The organism is Ruegeria sp. HKCCD7296, assembly GCF_013110775.1.
Taxonomy (GTDB): Bacteria; Pseudomonadota; Alphaproteobacteria; order Rhodobacterales; family Rhodobacteraceae; genus Ruegeria.
Genome location: NZ_WVRF01000007.1, coordinates 1 through 23,151, shown reverse-complemented (window position 1 = coordinate 23,151; position 23,151 = coordinate 1). Strand labels below are relative to the sequence as shown.

At 55.7% G+C, this 23,151-nt stretch carries 17 protein-coding genes and 1 pseudogene; 12 read left to right on the top strand and 6 right to left on the bottom strand.

Annotation, left to right across the window (positions count from 1 at the left end):
* Positions 1-47 precede the first annotated feature (47 nt).
* Positions 48-635 (top strand): TetR/AcrR family transcriptional regulator, encoded by a 588-nt coding sequence (locus tag GS632_RS11215; RefSeq protein ID WP_371811105.1) that lies wholly within the window; start codon positions 48-50, stop codon positions 633-635.
* Between the two features lie 224 nt (positions 636-859).
* On the opposite strand, the gene GS632_RS11210 is transcribed toward GS632_RS11215, so the two are convergent.
* Entirely contained in the window at positions 860-2,197 is a 1,338-nt protein-coding gene (locus tag GS632_RS11210; RefSeq protein WP_171619703.1) for an adenylate/guanylate cyclase domain-containing protein, read from the bottom strand.
* Between the two features lie 344 nt (positions 2,198-2,541).
* Here GS632_RS11210 and GS632_RS11205 point away from each other — a divergent pair, with 344 nt between their 5' ends.
* Entirely contained in the window at positions 2,542-4,644 is a 2,103-nt protein-coding gene (locus GS632_RS11205; protein WP_171236774.1) for an alkyl/aryl-sulfatase, read from the top strand.
* 339 nt (positions 4,645-4,983) lie between these two features.
* Here GS632_RS11205 and GS632_RS11200 read toward each other — a convergent pair whose 3' ends face one another.
* From GS632_RS11200 to GS632_RS11180, 5 genes are all read right to left on the bottom strand, one after another.
* Positions 4,984-5,946, bottom strand: coding sequence for an ion transporter (locus GS632_RS11200; RefSeq protein ID WP_171238205.1), 963 nt, complete (start codon positions 5,944-5,946; stop codon positions 4,984-4,986).
* Complete coding sequence (locus GS632_RS11195) at positions 5,939-7,129, bottom strand: low temperature requirement protein A (RefSeq protein ID WP_171177655.1); 1,191 nt, start codon at positions 7,127-7,129, stop codon at positions 5,939-5,941. Before GS632_RS11195 ends, GS632_RS11200 begins: the two co-directional genes overlap by 8 nt.
* 197 nt (positions 7,130-7,326) lie before the next feature.
* Positions 7,327-7,980, bottom strand: coding sequence for a DsbA family oxidoreductase (locus tag GS632_RS11190; protein WP_171236762.1), 654 nt, complete (start codon positions 7,978-7,980; stop codon positions 7,327-7,329).
* A gap of 3 nt (positions 7,981-7,983) precedes the next feature.
* On the bottom strand, positions 7,984-8,703 hold the full coding sequence (locus GS632_RS11185) for a glutathione S-transferase family protein (RefSeq protein WP_171238206.1): 720 nt from the start codon (positions 8,701-8,703) through the stop codon (positions 7,984-7,986).
* Entirely contained in the window at positions 8,690-9,298 is a 609-nt protein-coding gene (locus GS632_RS11180; protein WP_171721866.1) for an NAD(P)H-dependent oxidoreductase, read from the bottom strand. Before GS632_RS11180 ends, GS632_RS11185 begins: the two co-directional genes overlap by 14 nt.
* Positions 9,299-9,428: 130 nt before the next feature.
* Between GS632_RS11180 and GS632_RS11175 the strand changes: the two genes are divergently transcribed.
* The 10 genes and pseudogenes from GS632_RS11175 to GS632_RS11130 form a co-directional block, all read left to right on the top strand.
* Entirely contained in the window at positions 9,429-9,794 is a 366-nt protein-coding gene (locus tag GS632_RS11175; RefSeq protein WP_171177647.1) for a helix-turn-helix domain-containing protein, read from the top strand.
* Positions 9,795-10,519: 725 nt separating this feature from the next.
* Positions 10,520-11,104, top strand: coding sequence for an ANTAR domain-containing response regulator (locus GS632_RS11170; RefSeq protein WP_171177643.1), 585 nt, complete (start codon positions 10,520-10,522; stop codon positions 11,102-11,104).
* Positions 11,101-12,270, top strand: coding sequence for an ABC transporter substrate-binding protein (locus GS632_RS11165; protein ID WP_171721867.1), 1,170 nt, complete (start codon positions 11,101-11,103; stop codon positions 12,268-12,270). Before GS632_RS11170 ends, GS632_RS11165 begins: the two co-directional genes overlap by 4 nt.
* Positions 12,271-12,542: 272 nt before the next feature.
* Positions 12,543-13,907, top strand: coding sequence for a CmpA/NrtA family ABC transporter substrate-binding protein (locus GS632_RS11160; RefSeq protein WP_171238209.1), 1,365 nt, complete (start codon positions 12,543-12,545; stop codon positions 13,905-13,907).
* A 72-nt stretch (positions 13,908-13,979) separates the two neighbouring features.
* Positions 13,980-15,062 (top strand): ABC transporter permease, encoded by a 1,083-nt coding sequence (locus GS632_RS11155; RefSeq protein WP_171238210.1) that lies wholly within the window; start codon positions 13,980-13,982, stop codon positions 15,060-15,062.
* Between the two features lie 5 nt (positions 15,063-15,067).
* Positions 15,068-16,747 carry an ABC transporter ATP-binding protein gene (locus GS632_RS11150; RefSeq protein ID WP_171238211.1) on the top strand — a complete coding sequence of 560 codons (1,680 nt, stop codon included), beginning with the start codon at positions 15,068-15,070 and terminating at the stop codon, positions 16,745-16,747.
* 4 nt (positions 16,748-16,751) lie between these two features.
* Complete coding sequence (gene nirB / locus GS632_RS11145; RefSeq protein ID WP_171238212.1) at positions 16,752-19,187, top strand: nitrite reductase large subunit NirB; 2,436 nt, start codon at positions 16,752-16,754, stop codon at positions 19,185-19,187.
* Positions 19,184-19,516 (top strand): nitrite reductase small subunit NirD, encoded by a 333-nt coding sequence (gene nirD / locus GS632_RS11140; RefSeq protein WP_171236770.1) that lies wholly within the window; start codon positions 19,184-19,186, stop codon positions 19,514-19,516. The genes nirB and nirD overlap by 4 nt, the downstream gene beginning before the upstream one ends.
* The gene (locus tag GS632_RS11135; protein ID WP_171721868.1) at positions 19,516-22,170 is read left to right on the top strand and encodes a nitrate reductase; all 2,655 of its coding nucleotides are present in this window, start codon (positions 19,516-19,518) and stop codon (positions 22,168-22,170) included. Before nirD ends, GS632_RS11135 begins: the two co-directional genes overlap by 1 nt.
* A gap of 117 nt (positions 22,171-22,287) precedes the next feature.
* Positions 22,288-22,479, top strand: a pseudogene (locus GS632_RS11130) (transposase); the annotation flags it as partial.
* Positions 22,480-23,151: the final 672 nt, after the last annotated feature.

The following is a 23,151-nucleotide window of genomic DNA, read 5'->3' as shown; positions in this document are numbered from 1 at the left end:
CTTATGATACACATATCCACTTATGAGACAAGTGTATTATAAAGGGTTTGGAATTGGCGCCTCGTACAAATCAAATCAACCGAACGCGAGAAGTACTTCTTTCGGCTGCACGTGACCTGATGTCGGAAGGCAAGGAGGTCACGCTAGCAAAAGTCGCTGAACGCGCCAAAACCAGTCGTGCGACGGTCTATCGCTACTTTTCTGACCCAAGTGTCTTGGCTTTGGATGCGACGCTGGATCTTGACGTCACTCCCACGTCGGAACTTCTTGAGGGGCTGGATGACGTTAGGAGCCGTGTACATGTGGTCGCGCGCTACTATCTGGAATTTTCTCGGGTTAATGAGGCGCACTTCCGGCAGTTTCTGGCGGAATCACTCAAGGCATCTCTTGAGGATGGAACGGTCAAAATGCGTGGGGCCAGAAGATTAGCGGCTTTTTCGGAAGCACTTGCGCCAGTTCACCCATTGATGGAGCCGAAGGAAATTGACGACCTAGCAAAGCGATTGTCCATGACGACGGGCATGGAACAACTTGTCATTCTTGAAGACATTTTACGTGTGGACGGAGCTACTGGTTACCAACTTCAGAAAGGGTTGGTCGACGCTCTTTTGGATCGGTACTTGCCAAAAAACTGAGGCATGATTCAGATGCCGACTTTATCCTAAAACTGCTGGCAAATAGACAACTGTTCAACCTCCGTTTTGGGCTGGTCGCCGCCCTTGGCCCCCCACACGCCAATGACAAAAAGGTCCGCAAAGTGGACATCCGTTGCGACTTGGCGAAGGACCGCTTCGAGCGCAAAGCCCACAATCGGATCCCGTGGTAAAGAACAGTAGGCAAGGCCAGTGTTCCGCGTTGTCTAGTTCGCAGGACTGACCGCGTGCAGTCGCCAAGTATTTGGAACGCCCTTCAACTCGTGCTCACCGCAGTCTTGAAACTCGAACGGCGCACCAAGCATCAGTTGCCGCGTGAGATCGGATGCCAGAACCTGTCCTTCCTTGGCTTGGCCCATCACCCGCGCTGCTATGACCACGCCAAGGCCGCTGATATCCTCACCGCGAATTTCAATCTCACCAGTGTGAGCGCCGAAGCGTGCGTTAAGGTCGATTGCAGACAATGCTTCTTTCACAGAACCAGCGCAGGCCAGCGCGTTTGTAGGAGAACTGAACGTCGCCAGCACGCCGTCGCCAGTGAATTTCACCAGATGACCACCGTGTCGAGAGATCTGGTTTGCGCAAATGTCATCGTGGCGGTTCATCAAGTTGCGCCAACTCTCATCACCGATGCGTGCTTGTTGCGAAGTGGACGCGACCAGATCTGAGAATAGAACGGTAGCAAGGGTGCGCTTGGGTTGGATCGTCGCCGGTGCTTCGCCGGTGACAAACTCGACGATTGCGGCCGAATAGCTGTCCACGTCGCCTTCCCATGGCACATGCTCGTGGCCGGGTATGGTTTTGTATTTAGTGGATGGCATCAAACGCAGAAAATCTTGGGCGCAATCAGCCCCGTTGGGTTCTTCAAATTCGCGATGTATGACCAAAGTGGGTTGTGAAATAGAAGGCAGCAATTCCCGGATATCGATCCGGGCCGCCAATTCGAACAGGTTGGCGACTGTAATAGGGGTCGCGCTCATCCTTTGGAAATGCGCCCATGCTTCGTGAGCTTCAGCATCGTCCTCACTTGGGCCGAAAGCCGAGAATGGGTGAGGTTTATAGAGCTTCCCCCAATTCTCACGGAACTGTTTCAACGCGATTTCAAGGCTTTCGGGGGTCAGGTAACCGCGAGTTAGACGGCCTTGAGCGTACCCACCACACAAAGCCAGACGTTCGACGCGCTCGGGGCGCATCGCGGCATAGACACAGGCAAGGGAGGCCCCCTCGGAGAAAGCAATGACCGTGGCTGAGGTCATTTCAGTGACATCCATCACAGCCTCTATATCCATGACGCGCTCTTCAAGGGTTGGTGTCCCCTGAATGCGGTCTGACATGCCGTTGCCGCGCTTGTCGAAAGTAACCAATCTTCCCACCGAGCTGAGAGCAGTCATCCACTGCAGATAGCCCGGGTTTTCCATGGACGCTTCCAGGTGCGAAATCATTCCGGGGACCAAAACAAGATTGCGTGGCCCATCGCCCCAAACTTGATAGGCGATGGAAAGCCCGTCGCTTTCGGTGAAAAGGGTCTCCACATTGGCAGTCATGCGCCCCTCCCAGTCGTTCTTTGGCCGATGCTCCGCCCATGTTTTCAATGGTGTTCGCCGCGGGGCCAGCGCGTGATCATATTGAGGTTCGAATGGCCTATCGGTCAATGATCTCTTTGGTTGAGCGCAACGTGCGTCATGCCTTAACTGTGATAATCAGGTTAAGAAAACTGAAGGTCTGCACTTGTCCGCAAATCATTCATACAAACAAGTAGCAACGAACGATCGCTTCGAGTCCTGAGCAGTCATTCTAAAATTCAAATTTGATTGTCATGGATCAAGGCGCCGAAACTATTTGTACCTCAATCTTCTCCAATCCAAAAGTAATTGGGAGGGGATTACTTATGACGACCCGACGTGATTTCATGAAAACCGTTCCGGCGATGGGAGCCGCTTTTGCCGTCGCGCCAACGTTCCTTTCAGAGGAAGGTTCCGCGCAAGCTCAGAGCGCCACACCTGCCGAAGGGCACTTTCATCCAAAAGGCAAAGCACCATCCGAGCACACTTTGAAAATCCTCGCCGAAGCGCGGGAGGCGCTGCCGTTCTCAGATACCCGCGATTTCGACGAGCAGGCTCGTGGTTTTATTGCGGCAATGCCCGAAGACGAGATAATGGCGGATGCGGGCAACATTGCTTGGGACATGGCAAGCTTCCGCTTTTTCGACGAGGACAAGGACTGGCCCAGCATTCACCCTTCTTTGCAACGTGTCTCACGGCTCAATCAGAACTATGGCCTCTATGAGGTGGTACCAGGTATATATCAGGTGCGCGGATTGGATTTATCCGATGTTTCCTTCGTACGTGGTGACAACGGATGGATTGTCATCGATCCGCTTCTCACGACTGAGCCCGCTCGCGCAGCGTGGAACCTTTTTCAAGAACATGTCGGTGATGGCCTTCCAGTCACAGCCGTTATCTATTCGCATTCACATGGAGATCACTGGGGGGGCGTCCGCGGGATAGTTGACGAAGCCGACGTACGCGCGGGCAAGGTAGAAATTATCGCGCCACGCGACTTCATGCAGTTCACAATTTCTGAAAACGTCTACGCTGGTAACGCGATGAACCGCCGCTTGTCCTACCAGTATGGACAACAGCTTCCTATTAACCCGTTTGGCTTTGCCGGTCAGGGTCTAGGGCATCGCGTTTCGCTGGGCGCTCTTGGGCTGATCGCGCCGACAAAGATAATCGAAGAAGACATCGAATACATCGACGTCGATGGCGTGCGAATGGTCTTCCAAAACACACCGGGCACTGAAGCGCCTTCTAATATGAATACGTACATTCCTGATATGAAGGCCCTCTGGATGGCCGAGAATATTACCGGCACATTGCACAACATTTACACCCTACGCGGCGCGCCGGTGCGTGATCCGCTGCGCTGGTCTAAGTACATCTCGCGTGCGTTGCACCTATTTGGCGAAGAAGCAGAGGTGATGTTCCAATCGCACCATTGGCCTCGTTGGGGCAACGACCGCATTCAAGAGATCATGCGGGCGCAGCGCGATATGTACGCGCATTTCAATAATCAGGTGCTGCACTTTGCCAATCAGGGCGTAACGATCAACCAGATCCAGAACGTCTACGAGATGCCCAAAAGCTTGCAGAACGAATGGCATTGCCGCGGCTATCACGGCTCGCCCGAGCACAACAGCCGAGGGGTAATCCAGCGGTACCTCGGGTTTTGGGATGCCAATCCCGCGACACTTATCCCGCCGTCTCCGGAAGACTCAGCGCCGCTCTATGTCGAGATGATGGGCGGATCGGACAAGATCATGGCCAAAGGGCAGGAACTTTTTGGTGCGGGCGAGTACAAGATGGCCGTCGAAATCCTGAACAGGCTTTTCCTGGCTGAAAACGATAATCAGCTAGCTCGTGATCTCTTGGCAGATTGCTATGAACAGCTTGGCTACCAACAAGAAAATCCCGGATTGCGGAATAGCTTCTTGTCGGGTGCTTATGAATTACGCTCCGGCATCTCAGATGCGCCGGTGCTTAGCTCGACCAGCCCCGACGTAATCCGCGCAATGTCCACCGAGCTGTTCCTGAACTACCTCGGCATCAAGATGGACAGCCGCAAAGCCGAAGGCATGCGGTTCACCATCAACTTGGTCACACCGGACAATGGAGAGAAGTTCATCATCGAACTGGAAAATGCCACCCTGACCAACATCGAGGGGTATCAAGCGAATGATCCGGACCTGACGCTTGTGATCAATCGCTCAGACCTCGAAATGACGATGATGGGTGCGGTAGAGCTGGAGCAGCAGATTGCAGATGGCACTGCTAAGATTGAAGGCGATGCCAACGTTCTCTCACAACTTGCCTCAACCATGGTTGACTTTGACCCATTGTTCGAGATCTTGCCCGGCACCGCGGCTGGGGAGGCCCAAGTCGTGGCGTCCAATGCGTATGAGGCTGTTCCCGGCGCGACAATCCCTGAATAACTCAGCTTAAGGCAAGGTGGACTATGTCACCTTGCCTCAATTTCCCTGTCTTTTGGAAATGACTAGATTTCGAACGGTAGCTTTGTCCGCTTAGCAGGCATTCATTGAATTCTGCCGAACGACCGCTTCGAGCCCGACGTAACCGTGCGTTTCAAGGCCGCTAACAAGAGGGTCAAATGTCTTTAACTTGTCGGCATTTCTTCGACTCACGTGTTGAATCGGTGTAACGCACCTTCGAAACGTCCGAATAGATGGCTTGGGTTTCCAAGCAAATCTCGGTCACGGTAGACAGCTTGTTGGGGGCCGGAAAGCGGACGAGTGCAGAACGCAAGTGAACGTTTAGGGCTTTGTATTTTGCCCCGTTGGCTGACCGCATGTGGGACAGTGATCGAACTGTGATATTGCTTCGGTGTGCACGCGGTTTCGGATATGATCTGCAGCGCGGCGCGACAGACCCAATTGCTTGCGAACGGCGTCAATTTCCTTCTCATCAGCCTCGCAGATATCGCCATCTTCCAGTGCTCTTCGAAATTCGAGCTCCAAGCTCGCACGTCGGCGGTGTAACTGGTCGTTTAGCCCGCTGGCGATGATACCTGCCGGCAATGCCGCCATTCCAATGCCAATCACTGTGATCGCAGCACCGAAGATCTTTCCGGCCACAGTAACAGGTGTCACGTCGCCATAGCCAACGGTCGTCAGCGTTGCCATGGCCCACCACATAGCCGCGGGGATGGAGCCAAACGCTTCTGGCTGCGCCTCGTGCTCTGCCAGCCAAGCGCCGCTTGCGGCAAAGATCAGCATCACCATCAGGATGAAGAAACCTGCAAAAAAAGCGCCGGCCTCTTCCTCGAACACGGCAAGCAACATGCCGAGTGCGGGCGAATACCGCGTGAGCTTGAGCAGTCGAAGCATTCGAAATGTCCGAAGAAGACGCAGATCAACCGGGAAAATCAGGTAAAGCAGCGCAGGTAATATCGCTAGTAAATCGATGATGGCGATCGGCGAGACGGCCCAGGCGGCGCGCGTTTTGTAACTTGGATTTTCGGTGGCGACCCACAGCCTTGCCGCGTATTCGACCACGAAAACAAACAGAGAAAGACCCTCAAAGAGGTTCAGCGCCAGGCCCCAACGGAAATATATGGAGTCGACCGTTTCCAGGATAACGGCGGCCACGTTCAGCGTGATTAGGGCAATTAGAGCTATTTCAAGCAACCAGGGACCGGTGGCCGCCCGGTCCGGGCGCTCGAGCCACCAATACACTTTCTGCCTTAGAAAGCCCGAACTTGTCACAGCCTCACTCATGTCGAAACTTCGTCCAGGCGCGCGTCAAGGGGATTGCGATTTGCGATAGCAAAGCGGTCCCCCAAATAAGATTGCCAACCAATGAGGGGACATGTGGGACGACATAGAAACAGGCAATAGCCAGAACAATCCCAAACACCCGTACATCCCAACGGCCGAAATCCGATGCCAAACGGTGTTCTGTGACGCTCTGAAGCACCCAAAGCATTGCGATATAACCAGCAAGACCGAAACAGCCAATGGCGGCATATTCGGTTGGATATGGTTCCCAAAATCCGACTTTGACCTCGGCAGCAAGAGCGACGCCGACCATGACGCCGCAAAGCATCAAGATCAGATGCGCAAGCCACCAGATGACCAATGTCGACACCTTTTTGTCCTTTGGTTTGGCATTGCCGACAAAGTCGAAATAGATCCAGCACATGACGAACATCGACACACCACCGATGACAAAATTGACCAGCACGTCGGGCGAAACTTTGTAGATGCCTTTCTCGGACAGGGTGACGACCAGTTTGAAGAACCCTTCGCCCAAAACGATCAGTGTCAGCAGAGCAAACCGTTCGGCCATGTGGCCAAGGCGGGGAACGAACCGCTCAAAACGCAGGACGGTGACACCGGGGATCATGTACATTGCCTGCGTGGCCACCATAGCTGCCGCGAATACCCAATAGGCAAGCGGAGTGGGCAAAAAAGCCGCGATGGCAAAGATTACCGCAAAGACCGAGAAATTGCGGATCTGGGCCGTCGACATCGACTCGCCTGAAGAATTGGCCCGCCGGGCTCGATAGTACAGCGCCGCGATCATGGCCCTGTTCGCGGCAAATCCTAACGCGAAGAAAACCCAACCCTTTCCGTCAATAGCCGGGATCGCCGCTGCCATAAACATCACGGTACAGATCATTACGGACATGATCAGGCGATGCCAAAAATCCGTACTGACGTAGATCGAGTTGAATATGCTGAGTTCGCCCCACGCGTACCAGAGCGTGATGAACACCCCGGCGAACACAAGAAACCCATGCAGATCGAGATGATGCGAAAGGTAATTGCCCAGCAGAAAGATCGTCACGACATGGATCAGGTCATAGAACAGCTCGGCCCAGTGGACATGATCATGTGCGTGGTCAAGGTCCCGGTGATGTTGGGGCTTTCGCCACATGGGGTGGTCATGCAGTGCCATAAATTAGAACTCTTCAAGGTTGAAAGGCTGTAGTGGCCGACATGCAGCCACCCCGACTGAATTTTTTCTATAACGGAAGGTTGTCGCGGAGACCTACGTCATGCAACCCCCACAATGGTTGTTCAGCGAGGGCATGCCGGGCAACGTCCGTCCGATCGTGGATTTTTTGTGCCGGAAGGACACGGCATTCACGGGTGTCACGCGGCCCTGTCGTCTCGTAGTTGCAGCAGGATGCGGGTGTAGTTTTCTACGCCCTGCGCGCCGGTCACAAGGTGGCGTTGGTCGAACATCATTGCGGGCACGCCTCGAACACCTTGGTTGATCCAGATTTGCTCTTTCTGGCGCACGTGATTGGCCCGATCTTGGCTTTGCAACATGTCCAGCGCATCCGCGCGGTTCAGCCCGATGCCAGCAGCCGCGCCGGCCAGAACCTGTATGTCCGAGACATTTTCGCGGCGTGTAAAGAACGCCGAAAAAAGGGCCTGCTTCATTTCGTGGCCCTTGCCTTGCTCGGCGGCCCAGTCAATCAATTGATGCGCGCGGAAGGTGTTATATATCCGCATGTCATCGGCGTAATTGAACGTGAACCCCAGTGCTGCGCCCATCTCGGTCAGGCGGGCTCGTGCCTGGATCGACCCTTCCAACGTGGTCCCGTATTTCGATGCCAGATGGTCGCGCAGGTTCTCTCCGCGTTCTGCCATCTGAGGATTCAGCTCGAACGGGTGCCAGCGGATATCCAGTTCGACGCCGGTGTCGCGTGCGGCCTTGGCGAGCTGGTGGTAGCCAATCACACACCACGGACAAACAACGTCTGACACGACATCGACACGGAAAGAGGGCGCATCTGGCACGGTTCAGGTTCCTTTCACATCTCCGGAAAAACGCCCCGCGTTTTCCTTGGCAAAGGCGCTGGCATCCGCGTTAGCATCCCAGAACTGTGGGTTGGCCTTGGGGATGGTCAGCGCTCTCTGCACAGCGGGCCGGGCATCGATACGGTCAAACCAGGCGTTCAGATGCGGAAGGTCCGACACATCCACCCGGGCCCAGACATAGGCACGCGCCCACGGGTACAGCATCATGTCAGCGATGGTGTATTCGTCCGCTGCAATCCATTCACGCCCGTCCAGCCGTGTGTTCATCACCTCCATCAATCGGCGGCTTTCGTCCACGTAGCGACGGATCGAGAAGGGCTCTTCGTGGCCATTTGGCGCAGCGATATGCTGGAAATACATCGCCTGTCCCATCATCGGCCCCACATGGCCGACCTGAAACAGCATCCACTGCACAACCTCGGACCGCTTGACCGGGTCCGACGGCAGGAATTTTCCATATTTCTCGGCCAGATGCCACAGGATCGCACCGGATTCGAAGATGGCACGGCCTTCCGAACGGTCCTCAATCGTTGGGATCTTTCCGTTTGGGTTCAGCGCCAGGTAATCCGGCGCCTTCTGTTCCTGTTTGGAAAAGTTGATATGGGTCAGCTCGTAGGGGATACCTGCCTCTTCCAGAAAAATGACCGGCTTGTAGCCGTTCATCGTGCCTGCGGTATACAGGTGAATATCAGGCTGGGACATGTTCAACCTCGACAAAAGTGGATTTCAGATGCGCGTCAAATCGAGCGAAATCGGCCTCGATTTCGGGGTTCTTCATAACATCGAATGCCGCGAATGTCGGTAGGGCCTGCATACCGAAGAACTTGGTGTTCAGATGCATCGGGCGCAGCAGATCGTCAACGCTTGCTCCGGCAAAGAACGGCTCGGCGGGGTTGTCGAATGCTTCTTTCGGCGCATTAAATGTCACCGACAGCATGTATGTCTTGCTGTGCAGTGATCCACCCATGCCGTAGTTGGCTTTTGGTGCGTCGGCGGTGCGACCGTCGCCAGCGCATAAGCGGCCATCCATTCCGGCTGTGTAGACCTCATCCATATATTTTTTGAAGATCCATGGGACGCCCATCCAGTTTACCGGGAACTGCATGATGACCGTATCTGCCCAAACATGCGCCTCGACCTCTGAATTTGCGTCATAGCCATCAGCAACGGTGGTCATGCGTACTTCGTGGCCCATTGCGGCCAACGTTCTGCGTGCGCGTTCGACGAGGCTGGCGTTCAACTGTCCGGGGGCGAATTCGTAGGGCTGGGTGCCGTTCACGATGAGGATTTTACTCATGTCCATATCCTATATGTGCACTGTGTGAACCCCTTGACGTAGGAGGGGGTCGGGAGCATTTGAGTATTGAGGTGTGGAAAATCAACCAGTATACTTTTAGTAACCTTAAAAAATAAGGGGAAGGATAACGATGCGGGCGCGGGTGGACGAAGATGTGAAAGGGCGCCGAATTGTGACAGAGGCCTGCCAGGAGCCATGCGCAATTGAACGGGGCATGCGGATCATCGGTGGTAAATGGACCGGGTCCATCCTATGGCACCTGAAGGATCGTCCGGTGCGTTTCAACGATCTTGCTCGGTTGCTGGGTGGGGCCAGTAAAAAGATGATTGCCGAGCGGCTGCGCCAGCTAGAGGATCAGGGGTTGGTGAGCCGACACGTGATGGATACCGCGCCGGTTTCCGTGCAGTATTCTATCACTGACCTTGGCCGCACGGCACTTGGGTTTCTCGACGAATTGCGAAAGTGGAGCGAGGAATTGCCTAACGGCTTAAAGTGATGACTTTAGTCCGTGTTCAATGATCTGAAAGTCAGAGTTTTTCTGACCGCGTACCGAACGAGGTTTTCACCAATCTGAGGATGAAGTGACAAGGTTACTTAGAAAAGCAATCCAAGGGTTTGTTTTCCCCAAGAAAGTAGTGCGAATAAATTTCTGCGGGCCGCTCAGTGCCATTTGAACCGACAGGTGACGTAACAGCTGTCCCGCAGGCCACGAGTTTTGTTGAACCAAGTTCTGGCATCCTCAGCGAATGGCTGCTTTGCCAAGTAAACGGCAGCGAAAGCCAGTCGATATGCATTGCGATTTCCAATCTGTCCGCAAAGTGGTCGTCCATGCCAAGTGCAGCGAATGACAGCGTTGGAGTCCAAAGGCGACTTAGGTGATGAGCGCAGCATGTGTCGTTTAGGGCGGAAAGCGGGGGGTCGCTGCGCGCGCGGAATGACATGGTTCCAGCTGTCAAAGCTGGCCTTCGAATTGGATCTTCTATGGAAGTGCATTTGAATACCCCAGAACCAACAAGTGGCCCAAATGAAAAAACAATGAGTCGTTCCAATGCACCACCGCGGTGTTCACGGCAGCTTTCTTTGATAGCATGCAAGAAAACTGAGCAAATATTCCGCTACACGCAAAAATGAGCTGAGAAATTGGGCGAACCGGCAGTCCGATGACTGCATTCAATGACCTTGTAATTGCGATCAATGAGTCTTGGGCTCACTTGAGTTTCTATGAAACAACACCTGACTGTCGTTGTAGTAGAGCAGAATCAAGATCGTGCTTTTGCAATAGTAGATGCCTTAAAAGAGTCCGGTGACGTAGAGGTTTTTGTGATCGGCAACGTCTCTGGGCTGGCACGCAAAATCGCAACGCATGGCCCAGACATTGTCCTCATTGATATCGACAATCCCTCGCGCGATATGCTGGAAGAGCTGACCGTTGCGTCGGGTCCATTGGAACGTCCAGTAGCTATGTTCGTCTCGGGCGCAGCGGGCGGATTGGCGAAAGCCGCTGTTGAGGCTGGGGTGTCAGCCTATGTGGTCGACGGATTGCAGGCCGAACGCATCAAACCTGTGATCGATACAGCTATCGCCCGCTTTCAGGTCCTACGCCAAATGCGGACCGAACTGGCCGAAACCCGCCGTGCGCTGGAAGAGAGAAAAGTGATCGACCGTGCCAAAGGGCTGTTGATGAAAGCAAAGGGCGTGTCAGAGGACGAAGCCTATGCCCTGCTGCGCAAAACCGCGATGAACCAGAACCGCCGGGTCGCAGATGTGGCAGAAGCTCTGGTCACTGCTTCGGGGTTGTTATCATGAGAACCGTAACTCTGCCTGTTGCCTACATGCCCTTGGTCGACGCGGCCCCGCTGATCGTTGCGCGCGAGATGGGGTTTGATCATGCAGAAGGGATTTCGCTGGATATGCGTCTAGCTCCGTCATGGTCATCTCTGCGAGATATGCTTGCCTTTGGGCATGTGGATGCCGCGCATCTGCTGTCACCGGTCCCTGTTGCGATGGCCTTGGGTCTTGGTGGCATTGCGACACCTTTATCTGCTGTGTCCGTCCTGTCACTGAATGGCAATGTTATAGGCGTTGGAACTCGACTGGCTGGGCGGTTAACCGACCAAGGCTACGGCTTCGATTTCTCAGATGCCGCTGCGGCTGGGTCCGCGTTGGCAAAAGCCACCGGTGACGTGTTGGTCTTTGGTGTGCCTTTTCCATTTTCCATGCACGTCGAATTGTTGCGCTATTGGGTTGCGGGAACCGAGTTGGCCTCGAAACAGGTCGAAATCCGCACCGTCCCGCCGCCATTGATGGCGCAGGCCCTTGCCGGTGGCGAGATCGATGCGTTCTGCGTGGGCGAGCCGTGGGGCTCTTACGCCGCGGACGATAATGTTGGTGCACTGTTGCTACCGGGTAAAGCGATTTGGACCTGCGCACCGGAAAAGGTGCTGGCGGTCCGAAACGATTGGGCAGAGACCGAACCGCACCTGCTGGGTAGCCTCATGCGCGCGGTTTGGAAAGCCGGGCGCTGGCTGTCGAAGGCCGACAGCCGGACCACCGCGTCCGAAATGTTGTCGCGCAAGGCATACCTCAACGTGTCACCGGAACTGATTGACCGCGCCCTTATGGGAGAGTTCACCATCTCGGCGAGCGGTGAGCAGCGACAGGTGGACGGTTTTGTTGAATTCTTTGACGGTGCCGCGAGTTTCCCATGGCGCAGTCAGGCCAAGTGGATCGCGCATCAACTGGCGAAACGGAATGGGATCGATGTTAGCACTGCCGAACGTCAGGCCGCCCGAGTCTTTCGCAGCGATCTGTATCGACGCGAGCTTGTCGGCTTGGGTGTCGAAACTCCCGGCGCGTCGGAGAAGCTCGAAGGTGCGCTGCCCGAGTCGACCGCGGTGGCCTCGGTAAACGGAAGCCTGATTCTGCCGCCCAATGTTTTTTTCGACCGTCGCATTTTCGAGCCCGCTGGTTGAGAGTGCCTAATTTTTTTGCAATGCAGCATGAATTCATGCCGCATCGCAGAAAATTCGCATCCTGATGCCCAAAAGCGGATGACGGCCCGGTTCAGGGATGCCTAAATCAGGACATCGGCAGGCAACGACGCCCACCGACAGAATTCGCCCAAAGTATTGGGCACCTCACGAGAGCAAAGCCGCTCGACCAACTGCCAACTCCTCCTGGCGGTGTGTGTCGGCGGTTTTTTTTTGTTTGCCCAAGGGGTTGGGCTAAACCGAAAGGGATCGATATGAAAAAGCTTCTTCTGAGCCTCGCAGCGTCTACAGCGATTGTATCTCCGGCATTGGCTGAATTGGAACTGGAAAAAGACGAACTGACCTTTGGCTTTATCAAACTGACCGATATGGCGCCGCTGGCCGTGGCCTATGAGAACGGTTATTTTCTGGACGAGGGCCTTTTCGTCACGCTTGAGGCGCAGGCCAACTGGAAAGTACTGCTTGATGGCGTGATAGACGGCCAGTTAGATGGCGCGCATATGCTGGCCGGTCAACCGCTGGCGGCCACTATTGGCTACGGGACCGAAGCCCATATCATCACACCGTTTTCGATGGACCTGAACGGCAACGGCATTACCGTCTCGAACGAGATTTGGGAAGAAATGAAGCCCAACATCCCAAAGATGGATGACGGCCGCCCGCAACACCCTATCAGCGCCGAGGCTCTGGCCCCGGTGGTTGAGAAATACAAATCCGAAGGAAAGCCGTTCAACATGGGCATGGTCTTCCCGGTTTCGACCCACAATTACGAGTTGCGCTATTGGCTTGCCGCCGGTGGTCTGCACCCGGGGTATTACAGCCCCGAAAACGTGACCGGTCAGATTGGCGCGGATGTGTTCCTGTCTGTGACGCCTCCACCGCAAATGCCTGCCACGTTGGAGGCCGGCACGATCTACGGTTACTGCGTGGGTGAACCGTGGAACCAGCAGGCTGTTTTCAAGGGTATCGGTGTACCGGTGATCACGGACTATGAGCTGTGGAAGAACAACCCTGAAAAGGTGTTTGGCATCACTGCCGAGTTCGCCAATGAGTATCCCAACACCACGTTGGCCGTGACCAAGGCTTTGATCCGCGCCGCGATGTGGCTGGATGAAAACGAAAACGCCAACCGCCCTGAAGCGGTCGAAATCCTGAGCCGCCCGGAATATGTGGGCGCGGATTACGACGTCATCGCCAACTCGATGACCGGCACCTTTGAATATGAAAAAGGTGACAAACGCGAGGTTCCCGATTTCAACGTGTTCTTCCGCTACAATGCGACCTATCCCTTCTATTCGGACGCGGTCTGGTACCTGACCCAGATGCGCCGCTGGGGTCAGATCGCCGACGCCAAGCCAGACAGCTGGTATGACGAGGTTGCTAAGTCCGTCTACAAGCCAGAAATCTATCTGGAGGCCGCGCGCCTGCTGGTCGAGGAAGGCCTTGCGAATGAAGCCGACTTTCCCTGGGAAAGCGATGGTTACAAAGCGCCGACCCCGGCAGAGGATATCATCGACGGCATCGCCTATGACGGTCGTACCCCCAACGCCTATCTCGAAAGCCTGTCCATCGGTCTGAAAGGCGATCAGAAGATCGTCGGCTCGGACGTACAAGGCTAAGCCCGAAGCGCCGCGCCCGGTCAGTGCTGGGTGCGGATTCCAAAGTGCCCCGCCATCGCAAGGACACATCAGATGACAACGGTCGATCCCGAATTCAACGCTGACGCAGCCCGAGAGGAACGTCGCGCCCGCCTTTTCACCCGCATCAACGCGGCCGACAAATGGTTCCAAGTGCTGGGCCTCAGCTGGGCCACGCCTGTTCTGAAAGCCGCCGCCGGGGACAACCCGCGCGCCCAGATGACCGAGATATGGCGTCTTCTGGTCGTCCCCCTGCTGTCGATCTGCGCGTTCCTGCTGCTGTGGGGGACGCTTGCCCCGAAAGTGCAAACCTCTCTGGGTGCGGTCCCCGGACCGGCTCAGGTCTGGGAAGAAATGATCAACTTGAACGAGGACGCGCAGGCGAAGGCTGTCAAACGCGCCAAGTTTGAGGCGATGGTCGAGAAACGGAATCAAAAACTGATCGACGCAGGCCGCGCAGATGAGGTCAAGCAAGTCGCTTACACCGGTGCGCTGTCCTACTATCAGCAAATCTGGACTTCGATCAAAACCGTGTTTTTCGGGTTCCTGATCGCGACCGTTGTTGCCGTTCCGCTTGGGATCGCCGCCGGTCTGTCGCCGACCGCAAATGCGGCGCTGAACCCGCTGATCCAGATTTTCAAACCGGTCTCACCTCTGGCATGGTTGCCGATCGTGACCATGATCGTCTCGGCGGTATACGTGACCAATGACGGCTGGTTTGCCAAATCCTTCCTGATCTCGGCCATTACCGTGACGCTGTGTTCGCTGTGGCCCACCTTGATCAACACTGCACTGGGTGTAGCGTCCATCGACAAGGACCTGGTGAACGTCTCCAAAGTTCTGAAAATGAACACTTATACCAAGATCACCAAGCTGGTGCTGCCCTCGGCCTTGCCTTTGATCTTCACCGGTTTGCGCCTGTCACTGGGTGTCGGCTGGATGGTCTTGATCGCCGCAGAAATGCTGGCGCAGAACCCCGGTCTGGGCAAATTCGTCTGGGATGAATTCCAGAACGGTTCGTCCAGCTCGCTCGCCAAGATCATGGTTGCAGTCTTCACCATCGGCATTATCGGCTTCCTGCTGGACCGGGTGATGTACGCGCTGCAATCCCTGTTTACCTTCACGAATAATCGGTGAGCGCGATGAGCATTCTGAGCTTCACAAACACCTCGAAATCCTTTGGTGTAGGCACCGCGCGCACAGATGTTTTGAAGGGCATCAATCTGGACGTGCAAGAGGGCGAATTTCTGGTGATCCTCGGGTTTTCGGGCACCGGTAAGACGACCCTGATCAACTTGATGGCCGGCCTGGATATGCCGTCGAATGGCGAGGTCACCTTTAAAGGTGCCCCGATCAAGGGGCCGGGTCCCGAACGCGGCGTGATCTTCCAGAACTACTCTTTGATGCCGTGGTTGACGGTCAGCGGCAATGTGGGTCTGGCAGTGGATACGGTCTTTCCAGGCCTCAGCAAGGCCGAGAAAGCCGATAAAGTCGCGCACTACGTCAAGATGGTAGGACTCAGCCATGCCGCTTCGCGCCGCCCCGCAGAACTGTCGGGAGGGATGCGTCAGCGGGTCAACGTGGCGCGTGCCCTGTCGATGAACCCCGAAGTTTTGTTGTTGGATGAACCGCTGTCGGCGCTCGACGCCCTTACCCGCGCCAATCTGGCCGATGAGATCGAAAATATCTGGGAAGCCGACAAGAAGACCTGCGTGCTGATCACCAATGACGTGGATGAGGCGATCATTCTGGCGGACCGTATCATCGCTCTGAACCCTGATGGGACATTGGGGCAAGAGTTCCGCGTGTCGATCCCGCGCCCACGTGAACGTGGGGCGATGAACAACGATGAGACCTTCAAACACCTGCGCGCTGAAGTCACTAAATACCTGATGGATGTGGGGATCGAGGCCAAGGTCGAAGGCTCGCGCATCTTGCCGGATGTCACCCCGATCCACGGAGTTCCAACGGCGGTCGCCGAGGCCCAAAAGGGGATGATCGAGAGCCGCTTCCTCGACTTTTCACAGCTACACAAGGTGTATCCGACGCCCAAAGGTCCTCTGACCGTAGTCGAGGATTTTGACCTGAAGATCGACAAGGGCGAGTTCATCTCGCTGATCGGCCATTCGGGTTGCGGCAAATCCACGGTCCTAACCATGGCCGCTGGGCTGAACGACATTTCGAAAGGTGCGATCAAGCTGGACGGCCGTCACGTCGAAGGGGCCGATCCCGAACGTGCTGTGGTGTTCCAATCGCCCAACCTGTTCCCATGGCTAACCGCCAAGGAGAACGTCGCGATCGGTGTCGACAAGGTCTATCCCAAGGCCAGCATGGCCGAGCGGCAGGACGTGGTGGAGTACTATCTGGAACGCGTCGGATTGGCCGATGCGATGGACAAATCCGCCTCTGACCTGTCGAACGGGATGAAGCAGCGCGTCGGCATCGCCCGCGCTTTTGCCCTATCTCCCAAACTCCTGTTGCTGGATGAACCTTTTGGAATGCTCGACAGCCTCACCCGCTGGGAATTGCAGGAAGTGCTGATGGAGGTCTGGTCCCGCACCAAAGTCACCGCGATCTGTGTGACCCATGATGTGGACGAGGCGATCCTGCTGGCCGACCGCGTGGTGATGATGACCAACGGCCCGCAAGCGACCATCGGCAAGATCACCAAGGTCGACCTGCCACGCCCACGCACGCGTAAAGCCTTGTTGGAGCACCCAGATTACTACGCGTACCGGCAGGAAGTCCTCGATTTTCTGGAAGAATACGAACATGGCGCCAAACCCAAAACACCCGCCCCCAAGGCGATTGCAGCGGAGTGAAATCATGAAGCAAAGACTTGTAGTCATTGGCGCAGGCATGGCCTCGGGCCGGGTGCTGGAACACCTGACCGACGCCGCGCCGGATGCGTTCGACATCACCCTGTTCAACGCCGAGCCGCGCGGGAACTACAACCGGATCATGCTTAGCCCGGTTCTATCGGGTGAGAAGACATACGAAGAGATCGTAACCCATGACGATGCCTGGTACGCCGCGCGTGGTATTGCCTGTCGCTTTGGTGAGAAGGTTGAGAAAATCGACCGTGAGATGAAGGTGGTCGAGGGCGAGAACGGACATGTGCCTTACGACAAGCTGGTAATTGCCACCGGGTCGACCCCGTTCATGATCCCTTTGCCCGGTCATGATCTAGAAGGCGTGATTGCCTATCGCGATCTGGAAGACACCCAGCGGATGATGGGCATGGGCCCGGACAACAAGGTCGTTGTGATTGGCGGCGGTTTGTTGGGTCTCGAGGCTGCGGCGGGCATGGCCGCGCAAGGAGTAGACGTCACCGTGGTCCACATCATGGGTCATCTGATGGAGCGTCAGCTGGATGAAGCCGCAGGCTACCTGTTGAAGAAGTCGCTGGAAGACAAAGGCATCAAAATCTGCCTGCAAGCGAATTCCAAGGAAGTCCTTGGGGAAGACGGCAAGGTCCGCGCTCTGTTGCTGGATGACGGGACCAAGTTGCCCTGTGATCTGCTGGTCATGGCGGTGGGCATCCGCCCCAATACGGCGCTGGCACAAGAGGCTGGTCTGGCCACCGGGCGCGGCATTCATGTGGATGACCAGATGCTGACCTCAGACCCGGATGTCTATGCTGTCGGCGAATGCGTCGAACATGACGGAGAAGTCTTCGGCCTTGTTGCGCCGCTCTACGATCAAGCCAAGGTAGCAGCGCAGTCGTTGCTCGAGGAAGAGGCGGCATTCGTTCAAAAGACCCTCTCGACCAAGTTGAAAGTCACCGGTTGTGATCTGTTCAGCGCGGGGGATTTCGCGGACGGACCTGGACGTGAGGACATCGTCTTCCGCGATCCTTCACGCGGTGTCTATAAGCGCCTTGTTATCGAAGAGGATCGTCTCGTCGGCGCTGTCATGTATGGGGACACAGCCGATGGCAGTTGGTTCTTCGGCCTGATCAAAGATGGCACAAGCATAGAGGAGATGCGAGAAACGCTGATCTTCGGCCCGGCCTATCAGGGGGGCGACACCGCGGACCCTCTCTCAGCCGTTGCAGCATTGCCGCCTGAGGCGGAGATTTGCGGCTGTAACGGCGTATGCAAAAGCGAGATTGTCGAGGCGATTAATGCCGGGGCCGGCGATTTGGGCGCAGTGCGCGCAAACACCAAGGCCAGCGCGTCTTGCGGAACTTGCACGGGGCTGGTCGAACAGGTCTTGCAAGTCACTTTGGGCGACGCTTTCCAATTACCGACCGCGCAACCGATCTGCGGTTGTACCGACCTCAAGCATGAGGATGTGCGGCGTTTGATCAAGGGCCAAGAGCTGAAAAGCCAGGCCGCTGTCTGGCAGGAGCTGGGATGGAAAACGCCCGATGGCTGTCATGTCTGCCGACCGGCGATCAACTATTACCTGCTGGCCGATTGGCCACTGGAGTATCAAGACGACCCGCAAAGCCGCTTCGTCAACGAGCGCAAGCACGCCAACATCCAGAAAGACGGCACGTTCAGCGTTGTGCCGCGTATGTGGGGTGGCATAACCACCCCCGATGAATTGCGCGCTATCGCCGATGCGGCGGACAAATACGATGTACTGACCGTGAAGGTTACAGGTGGTCAGCGCATCGATTTGCTGGGCGTGAAAGGGGAAGACCTGCCTGCGATCTGGTCGGATCTGAACCAGGCCGGTCTGGTCTCGGGCCATGCCTATTCCAAGGGTCTGCGCACGGTCAAAACTTGTGTTGGAACCGATCATTGCCGGTTTGGCACGCAGGACAGCACTGGTCTGGGTATCAAGCTAGAGAAAATTCTCTGGGGGTCGTGGACGCCGCATAAGCTGAAGCTCGCCGTATCCGGCTGCCCTCGAAACTGCGCCGAGGCGACCTGTAAGGACATCGGCGTCGTCTGCGTCGACTCTGGCTATCAGATAAGCATCGGCGGGGCCGCAGGGATGGATGTCAAAGAGACCGAGTTACTCTGTCAAGTTCCCACCGAAGAAGAAGCGACCGAGGTCGTGATGGCCGTCACGCAGGCCTATCGAGAAGGCGGTAAATATCTGGATCGCCTGTATAAATGGCTGGGCAAGGTGGGCATGGATTGGGTCAAAGCTCAGGTCGTCGACGACGTTGAAAACCGCGCCGCATTGGTCGCCCGGTTCGAACTGTCGCAAAGCATCTACCGAAAAGATCCATGGGCCGAACACGTCAAAGAAAAAGCGCAGACTTACGCGCCGATTGCTGATTTCACACTGGAGGCCGCTGAATGAGCTGGATCGACATTGGACATATCGACGAGGTGCCCCTACGCGGGGCGCGGTTGGTGAAAACACATATCGGCTGCATCGCAGTCTTCCGCACAGCCGAGGCGGATGTCTATGCCGCGACCAACAGCTGTCCGCACAACGGCGGTCCACTGTCTGAGGGTATCGTGCACGGGCAATCGGTGACCTGCCCTTTGCACAATTGGGTCTTCGACCTTAATACCGGCGAGGCACAGGGCGCTGATGATGGCCGCATCACCACCTATCCGGTGCGCCTTGAGGATGGCCGTATTCTACTGGACGACGGCGCGATTACCCGGCGGAGCGCAGCCTGATGGATGGAAGTGGTCTGCCCGAGGTTCGCTCGACCTGCGCCTATTGCGGGGTCGGCTGCGGTGTGCTTCTACGGCCCGATGGGGTCGGAGGTTTGACCGTTCGCGGCGATCCGGATCATCCGGCGAACTACGGTCGTTTGTGCTCGAAAGGACTGGCTTTGGGTGAAACCGTCGGGCTGGAACACCGGTTGCTGGTTCCTCGCGTCTTTGGCCAAGACACCAGTTGGGACAATGCCTTGCAATTGGTCGCAGATCGGTTCTCTGCAGCTATCAAGAAGCATGGTCCGGACAGCGTGGCTTTTTATGTTTCAGGACAGTTGCTGACCGAGGACTACTATGTTGCCAACAAGCTGACGAAAGGCTTCATGGGCTCGGCGAATATCGACACCAATTCGCGGCTTTGCATGGCTTCAACCGTGGCCGGGCACAAACGCGCCTTCGGGACAGATACAGTACCCGGAACCTATGAGGATCTGGACGAGGCTGATCTGGTTGTTTTGGTTGGCTCGAATCTCGCTTGGTGCCATCCCGTTCTTTACCAGCGCGTCAAGGCTGCGCGTCAGGCGCGCGGCACGAAGATTGTTGTCGTTGATCCACGCCGAACCGCTAGCTGCGATCAAGCCGATTTGCATTTGGCATTGCAACCCGGCAGCGACGTTGCGCTATTTAACCGGTTGTTGAGCAGAATTCACCAGACCGGGCATGTGGCAGTGGATTTTCTGGATCGCAGCACTGGATTCTTCGAAGCACTCGAGCTGGCGCAGCTTGACGATTCTGACGCGACCGGGCTCAACCCCGATGAGATTGAGGCTTTTTGTGACCTGTGGATTGGGACTGAGCGCGTTGTTACGATCTTCAGTCAGGGCGTAAACCAATCCTCTTGCGGAACAGACAAGGTTAACGCGATCCTGAACTGCCATCTGGCCACCGGGCGGATCGGGCGCGCAGGGATGGGTCCGTTCTCGGTCACCGGTCAGCCTAACGCTATGGGGGGCCGAGAGGTCGGTGGCTTGGCCAACATGCTCGCATGTCACTTGGATATCGAAAACGAAGCACACAGATCAGCCGTCCAGGACTTCTGGAAGGCGCCAAAGATGCCAGAGAAGCAGGGGCTCAAAGCTGTTGACCTGTTTCGCGCTGTCGAAGGCGGTCAGATAAAAGCACTTTGGATCATCCACACCAATCCGGCGGCTACCATGCCTGATGCAGACCGAGTGATGGCGGCTATCGAAAAATGTCCATTCACAGTTGTAAGTGACCTGACTGCCCAAACAGACACCGCACGCGGTGCAGACGTTTTGTTGCCCGCTGCGGGGTGGGGCGAAAAAAGCGGTACAGTAACCAATTCAGACCGCACAATCAGCAGACAACGCGCCGTTCTGTCACCTCCGGGACAAGCACGCGCAGATTGGGATGTTATGGCCGAGGTGGGCCGCCGCATGGGGTGGGCCGAGGCATTCAGTTATGAGACACCGGCGCAGATTTTTCGAGAATTCGCAAATATGACCTCGCTTGCCGTGGCATTTGGCAAAGACCTGGACATTACAGAATTTTCGGACATTGATGACGCGGGCTACGAAGCGCTGAGCCCGACACGGTGGCCGACGACATCTCGCAAATCGGATGGTCGTTTTTTCGGTGATGCGCAATTTTTTCATCCTGATGGTAAAGCACGTTTTGTCCCTGTTACCCATCGTGCACCTCAAGCGACGACTTCTGAACAATACCCGTTTATGTTGAATACGGGACGAAACCGGGATCAGTGGCACACTATGACCCGGTCTGGGTTGTCACCCCGTCTTTCGGCCCATTTGGCCGAACCATATGTCGAGGTAAATCCGAATGATGTCGATCGGTTGGGCCTTGCTGCCGCAGATTTGGTCGAACTCAACAGCGTAGTAGGAAGCGGTATCTTTCGACTTCGCATCACAGACGCAGTCGCGCCAGGTCAAGTGTTTGCTCCTATTCACTGGACAGGTGAAACGGCGCCAACAGCCCGTGTGGATGCGCTTGTTCCAAGTGTAGTTGATCCAGTCTCTGGACAACCTGAGAGCAAGGCGGCGGCTGTTTCGGTGCGACGTGTGAATGCTTCGTGGTACGGTTTCGCCGTGTCCGTCGACGCGGCCTCACCAACGGCAGAATACTGGGCAATGAGCAAAACGGCCAAAGGTTACAGGATCGAGTTAGCAGGGAAGCAAGACATTGACGATTGGGAACACAAAGCCCGCGAGTGGTTTGGACTGCCCGATGCCGTAGTGACTTCAATCAAAGATTCCAAACGCGGCTCGCACAGGATCGCGCTGTCGGACGGAAAGCGCCTTTTGGCGGCGCTCTTCATCTCCCGCCAACCTATCACACTAATGCGAGAATATTTGGCAACTTTGCCTGAGGTCTCACTCCATCAGATTCTGTCTGGCCGGTCATCTGCTGCTTCTGAAGACTGTGGACCAATCGTCTGTTCGTGTTTTGGGGTCGGACTAAAAACCATCATCGACGCCATTCGCGACAAACGTTTGATCGATGTGGACGATATCGGAGATGCTCTTCAGGCTGGAAAGAACTGCGGTTCATGCAGGCCAGAGTTGGCTGACTTGGTCAGGGCGCATTCGAAGTTGAACCGCAATAGACCGAAGAATTGCCTGTTAGATCAATAAAGGTAGACGCGGGGTTTTCGAGCAGGACTGCGGTTTGCTTTAGTTAGCATTCAAATCAAGCATGGGTTCCATTCATTCTATACCACATATCCAATTTAGCTTATTGGGGTCAGGCGATGGCAACGTAGCACAAACGAGAACTCTAACCGACTCCTGCGCCAGTACTTCCCGAAAAGTACTGACCTCTCCGTGCACGCCCAAGAGCGTTTTGATGCCGTCGCCCGCGAACTCTACGAGCGGCCAAGAAAGACCTTGAGTTACTTCTCACCCGCAGAGACGTTCGAAGAGTGTGTTGCATCGATCGTTTGAATCGTACCGCAGAGCGGACGCCACCCAGTCGCACTTTAGCAAGGCTGCGATCCCACGCGGCTGCGTAACTCGAAAAGGCTCGGCCATCCTTGTGCCAGTGACTGGAAGAGCGGGCTGCTGACGAGTCGTTACGGGGGCTGGCGGGTGTTCGCTAGTGCTGGCGGGTGGGGTCCGTAGCGGAAATTTGTAATGGCGCTCTGTGTCCCAGTTCACAGAACCGCTCATTCATCCAGGTTAACGTAGCGTCACAAGAGGAGGTCGAAATGCTTCTTAAGGCTTTAAATACTAGGCACACTCGCACCGAACACGCTGTAACCATGATACACCCAGTTGTGCGTATCTTGCGTCATTGCAAGCAAATGCAACGCCAAGTGAACCGCTATTATTGAATTCGAGCGTGGGTAACCGTTTTTCGGAAGTCTGCGTAGGGTTCTGTGCGGTGCGAAAAGGTTTAATAATTGGTTATTTTGGATCCCAAGCGGCTAAGCCGATCCGTTAACGGCCGTTGCTGAGCGTTGATACATGACTTAACGCAAGAGCCGAATCGGACGTTCGAGCAAAGCGCGGCGAAAGACTAATTTGAGCCCTTAACAGAAATGCTTGAGGGGCAGCGTGCCTAGGCTCAGGACTCATAGCCAAAAGATAACGAGTGCGGCGAGCGCGATTGCAGAG